Origin of the sequence: Flavobacterium sedimenticola (genome assembly GCF_030053345.1) — a bacterium.
Lineage (GTDB): Bacteria > Bacteroidota > Bacteroidia > Flavobacteriales > Flavobacteriaceae > Flavobacterium > Flavobacterium sedimenticola.
Genome location: NZ_JASGBP010000004.1, coordinates 216,231 through 237,529 on the forward strand (window position 1 = coordinate 216,231; position 21,299 = coordinate 237,529).

Sequence of the window (21,299 nt, forward strand, 5' to 3'; positions counted from 1 at the left end):
ATGCATGACAAAAGTACGAAACGAACTTCCATCTCTCTAAAAAAGCCATTAAAAGTAGCTTAAGACTTAAGCTATTGTCTTGCAATAATGATTTTTTGGGTCTTTTTGACGTTATTATCCGCGGTCAATTCTACCAAATACACCGCATCACTCAAACCCGAGGTAGCAAATTGATACCTGTTGTTTGCCCCAACATTTTCTTTCTTAAAAATCAGCTTACCGTTGATATCAAATAAAGTCACCGCCTGTAAGAACAGCTCTTGCGGATTACTGACATGCAATTGTTGGTTGGCATTATCCTGAAAAACAACTAACTCTTTTACCGCATTGACAGGGGCATTCAAAGCTGTGGTGGTGAAGGTAATTTCAAAACGATTGTGGTACACTCCGGCAGGCAATGTTAGCTCATACGTACTGTTTTTGATGTCGTGATAACTGCCGTCTAAAGCATCATAAAGATAAATCGGCTGCGACTCGTCAAAATTATACACCATCGAAGCATCAAAGGTAAATACCGCATTATTCGTAGCTTTAATACCAATCGGAATTCTTTTATTGACATCAAAAGCAACCCCTTGAATCACATAGCGGTCTTGCTCTAAAAAGAAATAAACATCATTTGGCAAGGTTTCTTCGGCCGGCGATTGGGCATCAATGCCTCGGTCGATGCCGTCGGTAGCAGTAGGCAGGAAAACCAGAGCTATTTGGCGGGTAAATTGATGGTTCATCATCGTATTCAATCGAATATGACTCGCATAATTCGGCCCAACCGGCTCGGCGAAACCACTATTTGGAACTGATAATCTTTCAAATTGAGAATACGGTCCGGATTCTTTGTAATAGACCCTGTGACTGTTTTTTAAGGCGACTGAAGTCGGACTGCCCGAAGCCGTTCCTTTTATCATAAAACCCTGCCCTATGGGCGCGTACTTGCGCTGAATCGATAAACCCGAAGAAGCCCCCGCTGTATTCACTGTACCATCTATGTTGTACGAATCAAAAGTAGCGGGCACATAAATCCCATATTCGGTTGGTGACGTGCTGATAGGCGCATACGTACCATAGCCGCCACGGTAAGCCAAAAGCAAATGGGAATTAACCGATTTATCATGCTCCCAGTAGTAGGCAATTCCGGTACAATCGATATTGCTCGGATCAAGTAAAAAAGCATTCACATGCAAAGCCGAAGGATACGGATTGCCGGTTAACGTTAAATTGTTCGCCGATACTGTCACTGCAATAGTACCATCATTGGGCTTCCCTCTGAAATCGTAACGTTGCGCACCGCCCGGATTGTTAACCGCAAACTCCCCAACATTGGTTGCATCAACGCCTGCCGTTCCTTTCATAGTAAAACCTTGTCCGGCCGCAATATCGGTATTGGCACCCGATTGAAACCAATCGGAGTAATCCACCCCCGATAAATACTTAAAAATCCAATAACTGGCAATAGAAAGGAAACCATTAGCCGATTGACCATCGTAGGTCGCAGAATCTATTGTAGCCGGACTACTGTTCGTTGCGGTGGTAGGCACCTGCAACAGGGTAATCCCAAAATTTTCATTACCCGAAATAGCAGAGGCATTTCCTACAGGAGAACACCAATAGTTGTAGTCGTAATTATCGGATGTGCCTTCTTGAAAAACCGATAAAAAACCCAATCCTTTATTGGTTGAATAACCGGTTGTACCTTGTAAAAATTGCCCTTCATTTCTCAAATAAACAGCAGCATTATTTTGCAAATCAGTATCTTGATTTACATACACATACGTATCTTTTACAAACACGTAACTGCCAGATTTTACATGAAGCTGAGCCCAACCAAAAGGACATGAAATCATTAAAACCAATAGCGGCAAGGCTTTCACAAGAATAAGTTTCATACTATCAAACCTTTACATTAAACAATTGGTGTAGCAATACCACAAATGTAGCTAATTTTCTTAATTACCACATCCCCATTTTTACCCATAATTTTTAATCGATTCAACGACATATTTGTTAATTTTAACGGATATTTGTTAACATTTGTAGATTTTTTTTGGAAACAGAAAAAGAATCCACATACATTTACCTCATATAAATACCGCTATCCTTTTATGATTAAAAATTACTTTATCAAAAATCTATTTTTAAGCCTTAATAAAACACACTATTTCGTTTTTTTTATAGTTTTTTTCTTATTTACCGATGTTGTTCGTGCGCAAACCACGATTATTTCGCCAACGGGAGCCGGAGGGTTTGAAAACGCAACAGTGACACTTGCAGCAAATGGATGGTCAGCTACCACATCGGCTTCCACACGTAATCAATGGATTTGTGGAAATGGGGCTAATGCATATCCGGGATTCTCCGGTTCCTATTATGCGTATGTTACCAACAATACAGGAGCAACAACACCAGTAAATCAATATCCTCATGCTTACACCATGAACACAAACAGGGTAACGCATTTGTATCGTGATGTTACTGTTCCTGCAGGAGAATCGAATATTACTTTAAGTTTTAGTTGGATTGGAGCTGGAGAATCCGGCCTAGATTATTTAAGAGTATGGGCTATTCCCATTCCAACACCACCCGCAACAACACCCCCAGCTTACGGAACTGCTTTAATAGCTTCAGGTTCGGCACCAACCGGAAACGTTCTTTTAACACCAAGCAACTTGTCAGGTCAGGCCTCTTGGACCACCGCTTCCTATACTTTGGATAGTTCATATGCAGGGACTTCTTTCCGTTTGGTGTTTGAATGGACCAACAACAACAGTGGTGGAACTAATCCGCCTGCCGGAGTTGATAATATCTCTTTGGTCTCTTCGCCACCTGTAGGATGCACTACGCCAAGTCAGGCAACCGCTTATACGCCCGGCACTAAAACATCAACTTCGTTACCGGCTACCTTTTCGGGTAGTGCCCACGGGTATTTGGTCATTCAATCTACCTCGAGCACACCGCCGTCACAACCGGTTAATGGTACTACCTACTCGGCAGCCAACATCGCTACTTTAGGGAGTGGGTTAACGTTTATCCAATCGGGTAATTCAACCACTATTCCGGGTACCGGGCTCGCAGGCAATACCCAATATTACTATTACATTTACGCATACAACAATACGGCTTGTACCGGAGGTCCGGTATATGCCACCGGCGGCGCATTAAGCGGTAACGGGATTACGTGTCCGGCCGTACCGAATTCGGTAACGGTTTCCGGTACTTCGGCTACCGGTTTTACACTAAACTGGACGGCGCCTACCGGCGGTAGTGCTTCGGCCATTACGTACACCGTTCAGGTAACTACCGATGCGGGGTATACCACTAATGTGAGCGGTTCTCCTTTTACCACCGGTTCATTGAGCCAAGTCCTATCCGGTTTATCCGCTAATACCACCTATTACTATCGCATTTTAGCCGGCAACGGATGCAGCAGTGCCTATGTAACCGGAAGCACTACTACTTCTGCGGGCAATCCGTGTTCGAACGCAATTACTTTAGCGTGCGGCACCACAAACTTAGCCGGAACCACAGCAGGTAGCACAAGCTATGCCTACACCCCAGGCTGTGATCCTAGTAGCTATGGAAGATGGTATACTTTTGTAGGCGACGGAAATCAAACAACTATTACCTCTGTGGGTACAGGTGGCTTCGATCAGGAAATGACCATCTCTCGTGGTAGTTGCGGCAGTTTAACGAACATCAGTTGTCATGATGCCGGTGGTTCTAACGGTACTGAGACGGCAACATTCGTCACCACGGTTGGGGTAACCTACTATGTGTACGTTGCCTATTGGTTCTCAGGAGGGGCCAGCACAGATGTTGGAACTTTTACCATTTCCAGAACCTGTACCACTCCGTTTAATCCGTGTGCCAGCACTCCTACCATTGCGGCTTGTGGCACCAACACTACAGCAACAATAGCCGCCGGCGCAGGGGCATACAATACTTCTGCTTGTGGCTGGTCGACACCGGGACAGGAAAGAATTTTTGTCTTCACACCAACGACTACTGGCAATTACACTATTACACAATCCAGTTCATACACGTACATTGATTATCAATATAAACCGGTTTCGGCGGAATGTGATAACATAGGGTGGACTTGTATAGACGATATCTCAGGGGCCGGTACATCACCAAGCTTTTCAATGACTGCAGGAACCTCATACTATATCTTATTAGATCCGGAAAGCAGTCTGGGCGGCAATGTTACGTTTACCATTTCGTGCCCGCCTCCACCGATAACGAACGATGAATGCAGCGGAGCCATAGCATTGACTCCGACAACAACATGTAATTATACCACGTATTCCAATGCTACGGCAACTGCCAGTAGCGGTATACCTGCGCCGGGCTGTGCCAGTTATTCGGGAGGAGATGTTTGGTTCTACGCTGTAGTCCCTGCCACCGGGGTATTGACTGTTGATCTTCAAGCAGGTACTATGACAGATAGCGGGATGGCATTTTATACCGGAACCTGTGGCGCATTAACCCTCTTAGAGTGTGACGATGACGACAGTACCAATGGGCTGATGTCCAACATTACTATGGTGGGCTTAACCCCGGGACAAACCATCTACATCAGAGTTTGGGAATTCGGCAATGACAACAACGGCACCTTCAGTATTTGTGCCACTACCCCAAGCTGCCCGCAACCATCCGACTTGTTTGCTAATATCTTATCAACAACCAGTGCTTCAATTTATTGGACCGCTTCGACGCCACCGGCTTCAGGAGGGTATCAATATTATGTGAGTACCAGTAACACAACTCCTTCTGCAAGTGCCACACCAACCGGTTCTACAGCTCCGGGAGTGATTGGCGTAACTTTAACCGGACTGACAGCAGGCCAAAGTTATTATTTTTGGGTACGTTCTTACTGCGGCGGCTCGGATACCAGTGCGTGGTTTGGACCAACAAATTTCACCCCTTGTGCCGTAGGTAACGGTACCGGCACAACCACACTGGCCTGTCCATCGGTGACCGTTGGCGGCCTTGGCCTGAACGGGGCAGATCCTGCAGCCATGTCATGTAATTCTCTGGGCTGTGTAAACCTGGAGGCCACCTATTTACAAGTCAATCAACCAACCAATTATACGGTTGCTTCAATTCCTTATGCGCCGCCGTATCAGTTTAGCTGTTTGCAAAATCCGGTGAGTGTAAATATTGACGACCGTTGGTCGCCTATCATCAATCTACCGTTTAATTTCTGTTTCTTCGGCAACAACTATGACAAATGCCTTATTGGTTCTAACGGAACCATTACTTTTGACACCACCAACAACACACCGGGTGGGTATTCGGCTTGGTCTTTCAACACCGATTTACCTAGTACTTCACTTTTCAGAAATACCATTTTCGGTGTCTATCAAGACATTGACCCAAGTGTGGGAGGCAAAGTAAGCTGGGAATTAATCACACTAAATACGGGTTGTAGAGCTTTGGTTGCTTCATGGCATGAAATTCCTATGTTCTCTTCTACCTGCAACAACTTGTTGTACACAGGAATGATTGTCTTGTATGAAAATACCAATGTCATTGAAGTGTACATCAAACAAAAAGATATTTGTTCAACTTGGAACGATGGGAATGCCATCGTTGGACTCCAAAATGCTGCAGGAACAACAGCTGTAGTAGCTCCAAACAGAAATGGTTTAAGTACCAACTGGTCGGCTACGAACGAAGCGTGGCGATTTACCCCTAGCGGAACGTCATTAACTTCTGTAAAATGGTTCCAAGGTAATGTAGCATCCGGACCTGTTTTGGGAACATCCAATACACTCAACGTTTGCCCGCTAGCCACTACAACGTATACTGCCGAAGTGACCTATGCGATGTGTAACGGAACAAATTTAACATACACCGACAACACCACCGTAACCGTAACCGGGGGAAAAGTTTGGACCGGTGCCATTGATACCGACTGGAATAAAGCGGGTAACTGGTTACCCAATAACGCTATCCCAACAGGAACAGACTGTGTGGTCATTCCGAATACTACCAACAAACCGATTGTATCCGGAACCAGTTATAACGCTTTAGCAGGAACTTTGAGTGTGTACGCGAATGCCTTGTTAACGATTAACTCCAATAATAGCATCACCGTTACAGACTGGGTAAATGTGCAAACTAACGGTACTTTCTTAATCAACAACAACGCGAGTTTAGTACAGATTAATAATGTGACCAACACCGGAAACATTGTGTACAAACGGGATGCTTTTATCCGAAGTCTCGATTATGTGTATTGGTCGTCTCCGGTAGCCGGATTTAATGTAAGCAACATTGCCTCACCATTAACCGCTTGGGGCATTTACAAATGGAATACTACAATAGCCAATTCAAACGGCGGCCAAGGAAATTGGGAAAATGCCGCCGGAAATACGATGATTGCCGGTAAAGGTTATATAGTGAGCGGTCCAAGTTCTTTCAGTTCGACAACCGCAGCTACCCTAAATGGCGTATTCACCGGTGTTCCTAACAACGGTACCATTACGGTACCGATTGCACGCGGTAGTGATACCAACACCGCTACGCATTACGGACTTAACGGTGCCGAAATCACCAATTACAGCGACAACTGGAACTTAGTTGGAAATCCTTATCCGTCTGCTATCAGAGCCAGTCAATTCCTCTTTGATAACAATACCAAAATTATGGGCAATGTAAAATTGTGGACGCATGGCAACTTACCATCCGTAAGTCCTAGTCCGTTTTACGGTTCTTTTATATCCAACTACAGTCCGGGAGATTATGTAACCTATAATTTTACGGGAACCAGTTGTTGCCCGACAGCAGCTTCTGATTTGTTTATCGGTTCCGGTCAGGGATTCTTTGTTCAAATGATTGACGGTCCGGCCGACAGTTCTCAAAGCATCACATTTACCAACAGTTTACGAAGCGCTACGTATAGCAACAGTAGTTTTTACAGACTATCCAATTATGCCGGTTTGACTGCCGGAAACAATGTAAATCAATTGGAACGAAACAGAATTTGGCTGGATATCGTAGGTCCTAACGGCCAATCCGACAGAACCCTGTTTGGGTATATCCAAGAGGCCACCATGGGTAAAGACAGTTTCTTTGATTGCTTGACACAAAATTCGGGCATCACCCAAATTTATTCTTTAATTGAAGGTGGAAAATTCTCCATCCAAGGACGTGAATTGCCTTTTGATGTGAACGATGAAGTGCCGATTGGTGTAAATATTCCCAACACCGGAAATTATACTATTGCCATAGCCGCTGTAGACGGTTTATTTGATAGTCAAAACATCTATTTAAAAGACCAACAACTCGGTATCATCCATGATTTAAAAGTGAGTCCGTACCAATTTACGGCCAATAACGGCGTTATCGAAAACCGATTTAGCGTGATATATCTCAACGGCAGTTTAGGGGTAAATAATGCAACAACTGACAATAGTGTAAAAGCCATTATTAAAGACCAAGTAAGTGTTGCCTCTAACAACCTGCAGATGGAAGCCATTACGGTATACAACGCGCTGGGGCAGCAATTGGATTTGTATGAAAACATCAATACCAACTACTTTACCTTATCAAATCTGCGAAAAAACAACACCACCTTGCTGTTGAAAATTAAACTGCAAAACGGGGAAACGGTAGTCCGAAAAGTAATTTACTAATTAAAAATAGTTCAAAAAATTCCAAATAGACCTTTGCTGTAAATAGTGAAGGTCTTTTTCGTTGGCATAGGCCTCACGCTCAAACGAGATTTCGCGATACGCTTGGTGACGGTTTCTCAAAACCATCCAGCGCAGTAAGAATTCTATCGCATACCAAATAAAGAAAGGCAGCACTAACAACTCCAATTGTTGTCTTAAATGAATGCGCTCGTGCTGCAACAATATCGCATCTGCTTTACTGTTGCGCGCTTTCAAAATCACCAGCGGAAAAATCGTCAATCCTCGGTAGCCTTTAGGCACTAAATATTTAAAAACAACGACAATCATTCGTGATAAAGTAGTTAAATTTGCGCTTATGATGGAACAAAATAAGGAAAATAAATTAATCGAAGGCGAAGATTATTACCTCACGCCCGAAGGCTATAAAGTTTTTACCGAAAAGTACCATCTCAAACGGGGCTATTGCTGCCGCAGCGGTTGCCGCCATTGCCCGTATGGATTTGATAAAAAAACAGGAACTATCAAAAAAAAGTAAGGCAATGTTCAGTAATTAAAATAGGGGCGTTACCACAAGGGTCGGGCTTTCCGTTGCAATCTTTTTATAGATTGGTCTTCTAACGAAGACCAATCCTCAAAAAGGATTTCCACTACAATCCCTAACGCAAAAAAAAATGTAAACAGAAGGACTATAATTGATAACGATTCAAAAAATACCTGACAGCCAGTGGCTGTCCTCCTCTTACCATCAAATCTAACGCTTCAGGCAAAAACAACAAACAACATATAACATACAACTCACAACCAAAATGACTTTTCAAGAACAAATCCAACAAGGAATCCCGGCCGTTTTACCACAGCCAAAACCTTATGAACCCCAAATCAATCATGCGCCCAAGCGCAAAGAAATACTCACCGAAGAAGAAAAAAAATTGGCTTTGCGAAATGCCTTGCGCTATTTCGAACCACAACATCACGCCACACTGATTCCCGAATTCAAAGCCGAATTGGAAACGTACGGTCGCATTTACATGTACCGTTTCCGTCCCGAGTATCGCATGTATGCGCGTCCTATTTCGGAATATCCCGGAAAATCAGAGCAGGCCAAAGCCATTATGCTCATGATTCAAAATAACTTGGATTACGCTGTGGCACAACACCCACATGAGTTGATTACCTACGGTGGTAATGGTGCTGTGTTCCAAAACTGGGCACAATACTTACTCACCATGAAATACTTGGCCGAAATGACCGAGGAACAAACCTTAGTCATGTATTCGGGTCACCCTATGGGTTTATTTCCATCACATCCCGAAGCACCCAGAGTAGTAGTTACCAACGGCATGGTGATCCCAAATTACTCCAAACCCGACGATTGGGAGAAAATGAATGCTCTCGGGGTTTCCCAATACGGGCAAATGACCGCCGGCAGCTATATGTACATTGGACCGCAAGGCATAGTGCACGGAACCACTATTACGGTGCTGAACGGTTTCCGAAAAATTAAAAAATCACCCAAAGGCGGTTTGTTTGTGACTTCAGGATTAGGAGGCATGAGCGGTGCCCAACCCAAAGCCGGAAACATAGCCGGTTGCGTAACCGTTTGTGCCGAAGTCAATCCGAAAATCACCCACATCCGTCATTCACAAGGTTGGATTAACGAAATCATTGAAAATATAGACCAGTTAGTACCCAGAGTCAAAAAAGCACTCGAAAATCAAGAAGTGGTTTCTATTGCGTATTTGGGCAATGTAGTAGACATTTGGGAACGTTTTGACCAAGAGAATTTACACATCGACTTGGGTTCCGACCAAACCTCATTACACAATCCGTGGGCCGGTGGCTACTATCCCATCGGCTATACGTTTGAAGAATCCAACGACTTGATGGCCGCCAATCCGGAAAAATTCAAAGAAGAAGTACAAAAAACCTTGCGCCGTCATGCTGCAGCCATCAACAAACATACCGCCAAAGGCACGTATTTCTTTGACTATGGCAATGCCTTTTTACTCGAAGCTTCTCGAGCGGGCGCCGATGTGATGAATGACCATCCAACTTTAGGCAGAGAATTCAAATACCCGAGCTATGTGCAGGATATTATGGGGCCGATGTGTTTTGACTACGGTTTCGGACCGTTCCGTTGGGTTTGTGCCTCCGGAAATCCGGACGATTTAGCAAAGACCGACCAAATTGCTTGTGCCGTTTTAGAGGAAATGATGCAAAACGCCCCCGAAGAAATCCAACAGCAAATGGCCGACAACATCCAATGGATTAAAGGCGCCCAAGAAAACAAGTTAGTCGTGGGTTCCCAAGCCCGTATTTTATACGCGGACGCCGAGGGCCGCATCAAAATTGCCGAAGCTTTTAACCAAGCCATTGCGCGCGGAGAAATCGGCTATGTAATTTTAGGTCGTGACCACCATGACGTTTCGGGTACCGATTCGCCGTACCGCGAAACATCGAATATTTACGACGGTTCCCGTTTTACTGCCGATATGGCTATTCATAATGTTATAGGTGACAGCTTCAGGGGCGCAACATGGGTGTCTATACACAATGGCGGTGGTGTAGGCTGGGGCGAAGTGATTAACGGCGGATTTGGTATGGTTCTTGATGGCTCTAAAGCAGCGTCAAGACGCTTAGAATCAATGCTTTTCTGGGACGTAAACAACGGAATCGCGAGAAGAAGTTGGGCCCGAAATGAAGGCGCTGTTTTTGCCATAAAAAGAGCGATGGCCACGCAACCTTTATTGAAAGTGACCATCCCTAACGTAGTAAATGAATCGTTACTTTAGTTTCATGTTTAAAGCTTCACGTTGATTAGCGTAATCAATAACTTAAACTTGAAACTTTAAACATCTAAAAATATGAAAACAATAAAAATCACCGCATTACTCCTCCTTTTTGTTTTGGCTTCCTGCAATTCCATTCGGGTAAACTCCGATTATGACAAGCAGGTTGATTTTGCTCCTTTTAAAACCTATGCGTTTCACAAAACCGGGATTGACAAAGTGGACATTTCCGATTTAGACAAAAAGCGCATTTTACGCGCCATAGATGAAACCATGACCGCTAAAGGTTTTACCAAAAGTGATACGCCTGATTTGTTGATTTCGTTTTTTACGAAAGAAAGAGAAGAGGTTAGTGTAAACCAATTCAACGCCGGCTGGGGTTATGGCTGGGGATGGGGCTGGAATCCTTACTTATGGGGTGGCAATACTACGGTTTCTCGACATACCGAAGGCACCTTGTACATTGATATTATTGATGCTAAGAAAAAAGAACTGATTTGGCAAGGCGAAGGCGAAGGTGTTTTAACCAAAGACACCCACAAGAAAGACGAAGTCATTAAAACGTTTGTGGCTAAAATTTTGGAACAATATCCGCCGCAAAAGAAGTAGTCAGTTGGCAGTGTTCAGTTGGCAGAAAAAGACATAAACCGTAACAGAGGCTGTTGCGGTTTTTTTTTGCTCATTGCCCTAGCCCATATGGTCCAGAAGTTTCGGAAATATCCTTTTGTTTTGTCATCCTGTCCCGAAACTTCGGGAGTCGAAGGGCAAAAAAAATGATATAGCGGACAGCCGGACACGAGCTCCTAAAGAGCGAACTGGCGAAGCAAAAAGCGCCTTCCATCCATTGCGCAGAGGAGGAACGTTTTGTTTTTTATGATTTTTATCACACTTCTTTAGGCGAAGATTTGTAAATTTACGAACACAACAAAACACTAAATATGGAAGCTCATTTTGAAAGCAACCCTTTGATTGACAGACTGCCAAAACATTTAAAACAGTTTATAAAACCGCAAGATTACGATGATTACACGCCGATTAATCAGGCCGTGTGGCGTTATGTGATGCGTAAAAATGTGGATTATCTTTCGAAAGTAGCGCATGAATCCTATCTCGACGGCTTGAAAAAGACCGGTTTGGAAGTCGATAATATACCGAATATGTATGGCATGAACCGTATTTTAAAAGAAATCGGTTGGGCTGCGGTGGCTGTAGATGGTTTTATTCCGCCGAATGCGTTTATGGAGTTCCAAGCGTATAATGTTTTGGTAATTGCTTCCGATATCCGTCAATTAGAACATATAGAATACACCCCGGCTCCCGATATTATTCACGAAGGTGCCGGCCACGCTCCTATCATTGCCAATCCGGAATATGCCGAATACTTGCGCCGTTTTGGGGAAATTGGTTGTAAAGCTATTTCGTCTTCGCGCGATTACGAAATGTATGAGGCGATTCGTTTGTTATCCATTTTAAAAGAAGCCGAAGGCACTCCGGAGGAAGATATTAAAAAAGCGGAAGATCAGGTTGATTTTCTGCAAAACAACATGGGCGAACTTTCGGAAATGTCGCGCATCCGAAACCTGCATTGGTGGACCGTAGAATACGGTTTAATAGGGACCGTAGACAACCCAAAAATTTACGGCGCCGGTTTGCTTTCTTCTATAGGCGAAAGCACTTGGTGCATGACCGATAATGTGAAGAAAATCCCGTATGATATTTCGGCCGCCGATCAAAGTTTTGACATTACCAAACCGCAACCGCAGTTGTATGTAACACCCGATTTTGCGCATTTGAGTTTGGTTTTAGAAGAATTTGCCAATACGATGGCCTTGCGCACCGGAGGTTTATCGGGGATTAAAAAATTAATAGATTCCAAAGCACTGGGCACCATAGAATTGAGCACCGGGATTCAAATTTCGGGGGTATTCACCAACGTAATTGAACACGAAGGCAAACCGGTTTATGTACAAACTACCGGTAAAACCGCTTTATCTTATCGCGAAAAAGAATTGGTAGGTCACGGTACGGAATACCATGCTGAAGGCTTTGGTTCGCCTATCGGAAAACTGAAAGGCATTAACTTAGCCATTGAAGATATGAGTCCGCGTGACTTAAGAGCTTATGATATTTACGAAGCCGAGAAAGTCACTTTAGAGTTTGAAGGCAACATCACCGTAAGTGGTGAAATCATTACCGGTTCGCGAAACTTGCAAGGCGAAATCATCATTATCAGTTTTAAAAACTGTACGGTAACCCATAACGACACGGTTTTATTCTTGCCGGAATGGGGCACGTATGATATGGCGGTCGGTAAAAAAGTAATTTCGGCCTTTTCCGGTCCGGCCGATGTGAACAGTTTCGACATGATTAACCACGTGCCATCTTCGCAAACCATTAAAGCCCAAAAATCGGCAGAGCGTGAAGAGTTGGAAGGCTTATATCTCAACATCCGAAACATCCGCGAAGGCAAACCGGCCGTGATTTCGATAGAAAAAACCTTCTATTTGGTCAAAGACAAACATCCAAAAGATTGGTTGTTATCCGTAGAGATTGCCGAACTATGCGACAAGACCCATAACACCGCCTTATTACACGAAGTGCTGGTTCATTTGGAAAAAGTGAAACAAAGTCGTCCTGAAATTGCCCATTTAATTGCCGGCGGATTGGGATTGTTTTTGGAAAAAGTGAGCTTACAACACTAATGTAACCTTTGTTACGGCAAGCCGGAAACTGCTGAACTATCTTTGCCGAAAAATTTGAATTATGGGACTATTAGACTTTTTAGGATTAGGCAGCAAATCGGAAAGCGTTCAGGATTTTGTAAACAAAGGCGCAGTGATTATTGATGTCAGAACCGTTGGAGAATTCCGTGAAGGACACATTAAAGGGTCGAAAAACATTCCGTTGGACACCATCAACGGTAAACTAAACGATATCAAAAAATTAGACAGGCCGGTGATTGTATGTTGTCGCTCGGGCATGCGAAGTGCACAAGCGGCTTCTATCTTAAAGTCGGTCGGCATCGAGGTTATCAATGGCGGCGGATGGCAGAGTTTGGAAAGTCAACTTTAAATCAAGTTATTATTCTTGGCCTTTTGAATGGCCTCTAACTTGTTATGGACTTGCAGTTTGGTATAAATATTTTCGATGTGCTTTCGAACTGTAGAAGGAGACAAAAACAGGTTTTCGGCTATGATGTTGTAGTTTAACCCTTTACTCAGTTGTTCTAAAACTTCCACTTCCCGCGAAGTTAATTTGATATCATCACGGCATTTTTCTTCAAAATTAACCGGATTTCTGAGTAGTTTCAGTGTTTTTAAGGCAATTGACGGATTCATGGCCGCCCCGCCGTTTAAGGTTTCGAGTATGCCTTGGTGTAGTTCTTTTGGGTTGACTTCTTTTAGTAAATACCCATCGGCACCGGCTTTGATGGCGTTGAAAATATTTTCATCGTTATCAAAAACCGTCAGCATGATAATTTTGATTTGCGGGTATTTCGCTTTGATCAGTTTAGTGGCTTCGATACCGTTGCATACAGGCATTTCAATATCCATCAAAATCAAATCGATGTTTTTATTAGCTTCCAGTTTCTTGAGCAAATCTTGTCCTTCAATAGCGGTAAACTTGAGCGCTAAATCATCAAAGAAAGATAATTTCTCGGCTACTGCTTTTTGCAAAAAAACATTATCATCTACTAAGGCGATACGGATTGACATACAGATATATATTAAGACAAATTTGGCGAATAATTTTTAACTGATTATCAAAAGCGTTGAAAAAAAGTCCTTTTCAAACATGTAGAATTAGCTTGAATAATCCACAGAATGAAAAGGACAACAATAAAAACAACCTAATTGTTTTTGTAATTAATCAATACCACTTGATTACTCAAATTTGATGAATTACAGACACAAAAAAAATACGACATATGTCGTATTTATAACCCTTGCTGTTTTTGGGATTGTATACCCAACATAATGGTAATGGCAGTACCTTTATCGGGTTCGGAATGAATTTCAAAAGTTCCGCCGATATCCCGAATTCGTTTTTCCATGTTTTGAATCCCATTGCCCATCAGCACGGTTTCTCGGTTAAAACCACAACCGTCATCGGTAATCCTAATCAAGACTTTTTCCGCTTCGGGTAGAATGCTCACCGCAACCGATTGGGGCCGGGCATATTTAATGCTGTTGTTGATGGCTTCCTGAATGGTACGATACAAATTCATGCCTTCTACCGAAGAAAACCGGAGCTCTTTGAGTGTCGGATTGACTTCAAAATTAAATTGGATATCCTCTTTGGCTTCCTGCGCTTTATCAATAAAATTATGGATTCGAGCTTGTAAATCTTCGAATGTAATTTCGCTTTTATTCATGGCCCAAATGGTATCGCGCAGCTCAATAATAGTGCTTTTCGCAAAGTTGCTGATGCCCGAAAGCTTGGCATCGAGTTTTTGATTCTGAATGTCAAAAGCATACTTAATGTTGTCTACCGACGAGATGATGAAGGTAAGTTGTGAGCCGATATTGTCATGCAAATCTCTCGAAATAGCGAGTCGCTGTTCCTGCAATTTGTTTTGCGTTTCGATTTTGGCAATAGCCGATTTCAGTTCAAACTCCTGCTGTTGCTGTTTGTTTTTGAGTTTTTGTTGGCGGTATACCAAATAAATAATAATCAGCAAGGCCAAAGAAATGAGTATGGCTATGATGAATTGGGTTTCTTTTTTCTTGATCTCCGATTCACGCAAGGCGATTTCGGCTTTCGATTTTTGAAGCTGTAATTCTTTTTTCTCGGTTTGGTATTGGGTTTCAAGTTCAGCCGCTTGCTTTTCGGCCTTGTTGACCAAAAGTTGTTCGTCTAAAACCACCAACTTATCCAAAAAGTACGTCACGCTGTCGGGTTGGTGCAGCGCTGCGTAAACATTGATAAGCGATTTATAATTGATTTGCAGTTTTTCGGTAGTACCGCTCGATTCGTAGAACTTTTGCGTGGATAACAATAGTTTTTTGGCCTTGCCGAATTGTTGGGCTGAAACGTATTCGTTAGCCAAGTTTAAATCAAAGTTGGCTTTGTCCAAATCGGAATGCAGTTCTTCTCGGATTGCTTTTGATTTTTCAAAAAAAGCCAGCGCGTCTTTCGATTTTTTTTGTTCGGTTTTGATAGACGCTATATTGTTGAACCCGCTCGATAGGCCTTTTTTATTGCCGACAGCCGTACAGGCTTTTACGCTTTTATCATAATATTTCAAAGCTTGCAGGGTATCATTCAACTGCAAGTATACATTTCCTAAATTCAAACAAGACACGCAGAGTTCTTCGGTAAAATTATTTTTTTCCTGAAACCGAACCACATCACCAATGTATTGCAAGGCTTTGGGATAATTTTTAAGTTTCAAATAAATCAGTCCGATGTTGCCTTTCGTGATGCTCGTATTTTTCTCGTCTTTTACGCTTTCAAAATACGACAACGCTTCTACAAAAGCAGCCATCGCTTGTTTGTATTGATGCGTTTTTTCGTAAATGTTGGCCAAATTATTGTTGATTTTAGCCAATCCTTTCACATCGTTTCGCAGTTTTCTGACTTTGTAAGCAGTAAGATAATTGACTTTAGAATTGATAAAATCGCCTTTGATAAAATACACCGCACCGATATCGCTGTATACTTGAGCCAAAAGCGTGGAATCGTTGAGTTTTCTCGATTCTATCACGGCCTTGTCACCGTAATGCAAAGCCGAATCGATATCGATTTTAGAATAATACCACGTCAGATCCGAATAAATCACAGCGATTCGCTTGGCATCGGGTTTGGCTTGCAAATCTTTCTTCAGACGATCAACCATTTCCTGCGCATTTTGAGCCCGCAAACCAAAGGCAAAAACAAATAAAACGAGTATCAGCAGTGGTTTTTTCATCAGCTTCCCTTAAAGTAAAATACGGATTGTGGTGCCCGACGGTGCGCTTTCTATGGTAAAGCTCCCGTTTATTTCGGCTATTCTTTTTTGGATATTGAGCAACCCGTTCCCTCGCACCGGCGCGTTGACATCAAATCCTTTTCCGTCATCGGTAATGGAAATCCGAACCTTATCTGCTTCCGATTTGACCTCAACGGTTATTTTTTGGGCTTCGGCATACTTAATACTGTTATTGACCGCTTCCTGTATGGTTCGGTATACATTCATGCCTTCTATAGAGCTGAATTTTTTATGTTTCAGCGCGTCATCCACAAAGAAATTAAACAGAATATCACTTTTCGCTTCTTGGGCTTTATCAATAAAATTATGAATGCGGGTTTGTAAATCCTCGAACGTAATTTCATTTTTATTCATAGCCCAAATGGTATCGCGCAACTCGATTATGGTTGATTTGGCGAAATCGCTGATGCCCGAAAGCTTGGTGTCGAGTTTCTGATTTTGAATATCGAAGGCATACTTGATGTTGTCTACCGAGGAAATGATAAAGGTAAGTTGCGCTCCGATGTTATCGTGTAAGTCGCGCGATATGGCTAAGCGCTGTTCCTGGAGTCGGTTTTGGGTTTCGATTTTGGTAATAGCCGATTTGAGTTCAAACTCTTGTTCTTTTTGTTTTATTTTGAGTTTCTGCTGGCGATACACCAGGTAAATAATGCACAGCAACGCCAACGAAACCAATCCTAAAATAAGAAATTGGGTATTCTTTTGTTTGATTTCGATTTCGCGTTCCCGGATTTCGGTCTTTGATTGTAACAGTTGTTTTTCTTTTTTCTCGTTTTGGTATTTGGCTTCCAATTCGGAGAAAATTTGGGCGCGTTCGACATCAAAAACAGAGTCCCGAATTTTGATGTAATTTTCCTGATCCTGAACCGCTTTGGCTAAGTGATTTCGTTTTTTATTGAAGGCAGAACGTTGGAAATAAAAATCTCGCAACTTTTCGGCATTTTGACTCTTGTTGACATAGGATTCTGCAATTTTAAAATAGTGCTCGGCTTTATCAAAATCATCGGTTTGAAAGGCAATCGTGGCCAAATTGGTGTAGTTGGTTGCGCGTTCGTAATAGTAGTTGTTGTCTTTTACACCGCCATTGATTTCAAAATTTTTATCGCTGATTTTAACGGCCGAAGTAATCCAGCGCTTCGCTTCCGCATATTTTTTTTGTTTGAGGAGCGTATTCCCGATATTATTGTAGGTATCGCCAATATAAATAGTATCCTTACCCTTGAAATAGCGAAATACCTTTTTGTGGTAATACAAAGCGCTGTCGGGCTTGTTCCAATCATCGAAATTGATGGCGATGGCATTAAGCGCATTGCAAATCATATCGGGCGCTAATTTCTTTTGGCTCAACCAATAGTTCAACGCTTTTTTTCCGTAGTAAATTCCCTTAGGATAACTTTCAAAATCGTGGTAGGTAAGCGACAAATTCGCATTAAAAAAAGCAATCCAATTTTCTTTTTTCTCTTTTTCCGCTACTCTGATCCCTTGAAGCGAATACTGAATGGCTTTATCGTATTGCCCTTGTTTTCGATACACCTTTGTCAGGTTATTGTATACGGTGAGCAGCGAAGGAATGTCGCCGACTTTTTGAAGTAGATGAAGGGCTTTTTCTCCGTAAACAACAGCACTGTCTAATTGGTTGTAATCACAGCAGCGTGCATTTTTACAAAAGTAATATTGCGCTTCGTCGGCCGGCGTTTTAATCTTTCTTTTAGCTATTTTAAAATAATAATCAGAAGAATCCTGGGATGTAAAAGCCTTTATCAATGTTTCCTTAAGCTCCTGCGCAGCTGACTGTGCCGAAAAGAAGAGCATCAAAAAAATAAGGCAATAAAAGCGTTTCATACGGAGATTCTATAGCATAAATATAGCAAAAATGTTAAAATTTTGAAGCGCTATCTTTCTTTTTTCGAACAGGAATCTTGAAAGAGTTGATAATTTAAATCGAATATATTTTTACGCAATGCCGTGTTTACCTCTTTTAATTGTAGTTTCAATTCCTCAGAGAGCCGAATTTGATGCGACCGACTTACATTTTCTTGTTCTAACTGTACTATAAAATCTTCCAACGGTTTAAGTTTAGAGCGAAATTGGATTCTTTCGGCCTTAATCTTACCGCTCAGGTAGAGTATCAATCCCATTTGGATTATAAAAACAGCTGACAAAAAATAGATCATAACAATAGTAGTAAGTGTACAAAGTTGCGACAGTCTAAAACCAAAAAAAATACGGCGAATGCCGTATTTTCTTATGCATGGTAAACTTTTATTAATTGGAAGTAAAATTAATATTAAATGCTCCATTGGTTACCGATTTGGTATCGGCTCCCTCTTGATTTTTTGCGGTAAAATTAAAAGTCCCTTTTACATTAGTCTCTGTAATTTCACTAATAGTGATTGAACCAACGACCCCTGAGGATTCGTATGGAGCCGCCCAAGTTTGGGAATCCATCGGGTTACTGATGTTGACTTCCGTGTAACTGGCAATTGCCGAAATTCCGGCGGTATCACTTATTTCAAAAGTGCCTGCATTACCATCAGTGCCGGTCAAAATTAATTGTATGGCTTTACCGGAAGCAGTACTCCCTTGAATAATGATGGTTGTGAGTCCGCCTACTACTTGCTTTGTAGCGAAAGTAGCTGCCTCCATAGAGGTAAAAGAATTTCCGCCTACTTTGGCTTTTAAAGTGCCCAATGAAGCCGAACCGCCACCACCGCCATTATCGTCGCTTCCGCTACAAGAAGTTAATAAAACGGTTAGCGCCAAAGTAACGGCAAATCCAAATTGTTTTAATGATTTCATAATATTATTGATTAAAGGTTAATACAACGTATGATAAGTCTTATAACTCTAAGCGGAAAGAACCGTTGGTTACATTTTTAGTAGCGCCGGAACAATCCTCTCCTTCTCTTACTTCTTTTCCGTTAAAGCTAAAAGTCCCTTCAATTTTGTTAGCATCTACATGGGTTATTTCAATAGTTCCGGTGGAACTATCGCAAAATACCGAGTTGTAGGTTACCACGGCAAACGTACTGGTGTTTACATCAATAAAAGTCAGATTTCCGCTGTAGGCACTGTTATTGCTTAAAGCGCCAACATCATAAGTTCCCACATCCAAAGTCCCGTCAAGGGCATACAATTGAATCCCGATGGATTTTCCGGTGGTTGTCGTTCCGGTCAATACCAAATTCCCTGATGCAAAACCGCCACTGGCAAAAGTTCCTTCGGCCAAAAAATTACTTCCGCCCGCTTTAGCTTTTATAAAAGTTCCGCTGGCAGGTCCGCTGAATCCTCCACCACTGCCCCCATCATCACTGCTGCAGGAAATGAATAAGGTTGATAGCGCCATTGTTAGTGCCAATCCAAAATGTTGTAATGCTTTCATATTATTTATGGTTAAAGTTATGCGTACAAATCTTACTTTTTAAACGCGCCAAATCAATACGACATCTGCCCTATTTTGCTGATAATTATTTCATTAAAGCGGATTTCGGAATCGAGATAGATTTCAAAACGTTGGTCTCATTTTCACTCGAAATATAGTAGAGCAACTCGTTCTTCTCATCGTAAAACGGCAAGCCGTCAAAGTCGGTAGTATTCACTTTGCTTCCCAGATTTATGGGTTCCGACCAGTTTTTCCAGGTATCATCCAATCGATGCGAAACAAAAATGTCAAAGCTGCCGTAGGTACTAAAACCATTGCTGCCAAACAATACTGTTTTGCCGTCAGACAACAACTGACACATCCCTTCATCGGCGGCCGAATTAATTACTTTCCCCATATTTTGCAAAAAACCGTAGGTTCCGTCTTCCTTTTGCAAGGCAAAATACAAGTCGCTGCCGCCTTGTGAAAAATCGGTTTCAATACCCATCAGCAAAACCTTTCGATCCGGTGTTACCAGAGCATCGGCGGAATCGTCGTAATTGTTGTACCCTGCCACTTTGATCTGACCCAAGGATTGATACGTGCCATTGGTATCCGAAAACAGTTCGAAACCGGTTTCAGTGCTGTTGCGTTGGTAGGTATTTCCGCCTTTCAGCAAAAGAGTATTCCCCACATATTGCGCATGGTTGTAGCGGTCACCGGTGTTGAGTTGGGTTTCGATTCTCGGATTTGACCAATTCCCCGAACCGTCTTTGGTAAACGCAATGATTTCATTTTTAACATCGCTGATTTTGGTCACTAACATTTTTGTACCGTCCGGAGCAATCGTAGCGGATGACGGAATCATTTCAGGCAATGGCACTACTTTAGACGGGGTCAAACTTTCAAAAGCCGGATTGGTGTTCACTTGAGGCAGAATCGGGACATCGGAATCCGAAATTCCGATAGCATCAATTTCTTTTTGTCCGGGCAGCAATGCAAAATTGAATTCGACGCGAACGGCCACCACACCGCTTTCTGCTTGCTCTAAAATGGCATATTCCACACCCGGATTAACGACATCGGGATGGTCCTGAATTTTCCGTCGTTTACGTTTAAAATAATAATTCCTGTCGGCCGGAATAGTCGCTTTGAAAGTAACTGTTTTGTAATTGGGTTTACGCGACCATACTCTTCTGTATTTTCCTGAACCGTCGCCTACAGCTATACTGACCACACAACCCGCATTGAGGTTTTCAAAAACGGCAATTTGTTTTACGGTTTGCGGCTTTTCAAAGCTTACCTCAACCCATTCATATCCGTCCAAAGCATTTTTAGGCATCCACGCATTCGGGCTGCTTCCCCCTTGCGGAAAGGCATCGGGCTTTCCCAAAACTCTTTTAACACCATTTTGTTTTCCGCCCAAATCAGAAGAAAACTTGATTAGCTTGTGAGCCCATTGTATCTGTTGGGCATTGATTGTAAAAGACAGTGCCAGGCTGAAACTGAGGAATAGTATTCTTTTCATTGTGAAATAAGAT

At 42.5% G+C, this 21,299-nt stretch carries 15 protein-coding genes; 6 read left to right on the forward strand and 9 right to left on the reverse strand.

The features are described 5' to 3' along the window. Positions 1 to 71 precede the first annotated feature (71 nt). Positions 72 to 1,883 (reverse strand): T9SS type A sorting domain-containing protein, encoded by a 1,812-nt coding sequence (locus QHT84_RS08795; protein ID WP_283239186.1) that lies wholly within the window; start codon positions 1,881 to 1,883, stop codon positions 72 to 74. 216 nt (positions 1,884 to 2,099) lie between these two features. Here QHT84_RS08795 and QHT84_RS08800 point away from each other — a divergent pair, with 216 nt between their 5' ends. Beyond that, complete coding sequence (locus tag QHT84_RS08800; RefSeq protein WP_283239187.1) at positions 2,100 to 7,637, forward strand: fibronectin type III domain-containing protein; 5,538 nt, start codon at positions 2,100 to 2,102, stop codon at positions 7,635 to 7,637. On the opposite strand, the gene QHT84_RS08805 is transcribed toward QHT84_RS08800, so the two are convergent. Continuing rightward, positions 7,638 to 7,964: a hypothetical protein gene (locus QHT84_RS08805; protein WP_283239188.1), complete on the reverse strand. Its 327-nt coding sequence runs from the start codon at positions 7,962 to 7,964 to the stop codon at positions 7,638 to 7,640. It abuts the gene before it with no gap. Between the two features lie 28 nt (positions 7,965 to 7,992). Between QHT84_RS08805 and QHT84_RS08810 the strand changes: the two genes are divergently transcribed. The 5 genes from QHT84_RS08810 (at position 7,993) to QHT84_RS08830 (ending at position 13,498) form a co-directional block, all read left to right on the forward strand. Beyond that, positions 7,993 to 8,172, forward strand: a complete 180-nt coding sequence (locus QHT84_RS08810) for a DUF5522 domain-containing protein (RefSeq protein WP_283239189.1) — start codon at positions 7,993 to 7,995, stop codon at positions 8,170 to 8,172. Positions 8,173 to 8,443: 271 nt separating this feature from the next. Further along, positions 8,444 to 10,429 (forward strand): urocanate hydratase, encoded by a 1,986-nt coding sequence (locus tag QHT84_RS08815; protein WP_283239190.1) that lies wholly within the window; start codon positions 8,444 to 8,446, stop codon positions 10,427 to 10,429. A 72-nt stretch (positions 10,430 to 10,501) separates the two neighbouring features. Next, the gene (locus tag QHT84_RS08820) at positions 10,502 to 11,035 is read left to right on the forward strand and encodes a DUF4136 domain-containing protein (protein ID WP_283239191.1); all 534 of its coding nucleotides are present in this window, start codon (positions 10,502 to 10,504) and stop codon (positions 11,033 to 11,035) included. 329 nt (positions 11,036 to 11,364) lie between these two features. After that, positions 11,365 to 13,128 carry an aromatic amino acid hydroxylase gene (locus QHT84_RS08825; RefSeq protein ID WP_283239192.1) on the forward strand — a complete coding sequence of 588 codons (1,764 nt, stop codon included), beginning with the start codon at positions 11,365 to 11,367 and terminating at the stop codon, positions 13,126 to 13,128. A 61-nt stretch (positions 13,129 to 13,189) separates the two neighbouring features. After that, entirely contained in the window at positions 13,190 to 13,498 is a 309-nt protein-coding gene (locus QHT84_RS08830; protein WP_283239193.1) for a rhodanese-like domain-containing protein, read from the forward strand. Here the strand turns inward: QHT84_RS08830 and QHT84_RS08835 are convergent. The 7 genes from QHT84_RS08835 to QHT84_RS08865 all read right to left on the reverse strand — a co-directional run bounded on the left by QHT84_RS08835 (position 13,495) and on the right by QHT84_RS08865 (position 21,286). Beyond that, positions 13,495 to 14,142 carry a response regulator transcription factor gene (locus QHT84_RS08835; RefSeq protein ID WP_283239194.1) on the reverse strand — a complete coding sequence of 216 codons (648 nt, stop codon included), beginning with the start codon at positions 14,140 to 14,142 and terminating at the stop codon, positions 13,495 to 13,497. The two genes, QHT84_RS08830 and QHT84_RS08835, sit on opposite strands and share 4 nt — an antisense overlap. Positions 14,143 to 14,363: 221 nt before the next feature. After that, a complete protein-coding gene (locus QHT84_RS08840) occupies positions 14,364 to 16,337 on the reverse strand; it encodes a tetratricopeptide repeat-containing sensor histidine kinase (RefSeq protein ID WP_283239195.1) in 1,974 nt (657 codons plus the stop codon). 9 nt (positions 16,338 to 16,346) lie between these two features. Next, entirely contained in the window at positions 16,347 to 18,239 is a 1,893-nt protein-coding gene (locus QHT84_RS08845; protein WP_283239196.1) for a tetratricopeptide repeat-containing sensor histidine kinase, read from the reverse strand. A gap of 50 nt (positions 18,240 to 18,289) precedes the next feature. Then, positions 18,290 to 18,535, reverse strand: coding sequence for a hypothetical protein (locus QHT84_RS08850; protein ID WP_283239197.1), 246 nt, complete (start codon positions 18,533 to 18,535; stop codon positions 18,290 to 18,292). Between the two features lie 127 nt (positions 18,536 to 18,662). Then, positions 18,663 to 19,196, reverse strand: coding sequence for a DUF6252 family protein (locus QHT84_RS08855; protein ID WP_283239198.1), 534 nt, complete (start codon positions 19,194 to 19,196; stop codon positions 18,663 to 18,665). A 40-nt stretch (positions 19,197 to 19,236) separates the two neighbouring features. Further along, positions 19,237 to 19,779 carry a DUF6252 family protein gene (locus QHT84_RS08860; protein ID WP_283239199.1) on the reverse strand — a complete coding sequence of 181 codons (543 nt, stop codon included), beginning with the start codon at positions 19,777 to 19,779 and terminating at the stop codon, positions 19,237 to 19,239. Between the two features lie 85 nt (positions 19,780 to 19,864). Beyond that, a complete protein-coding gene (locus QHT84_RS08865) occupies positions 19,865 to 21,286 on the reverse strand; it encodes a hypothetical protein (RefSeq protein WP_283239200.1) in 1,422 nt (473 codons plus the stop codon). Positions 21,287 to 21,299: the final 13 nt, after the last annotated feature.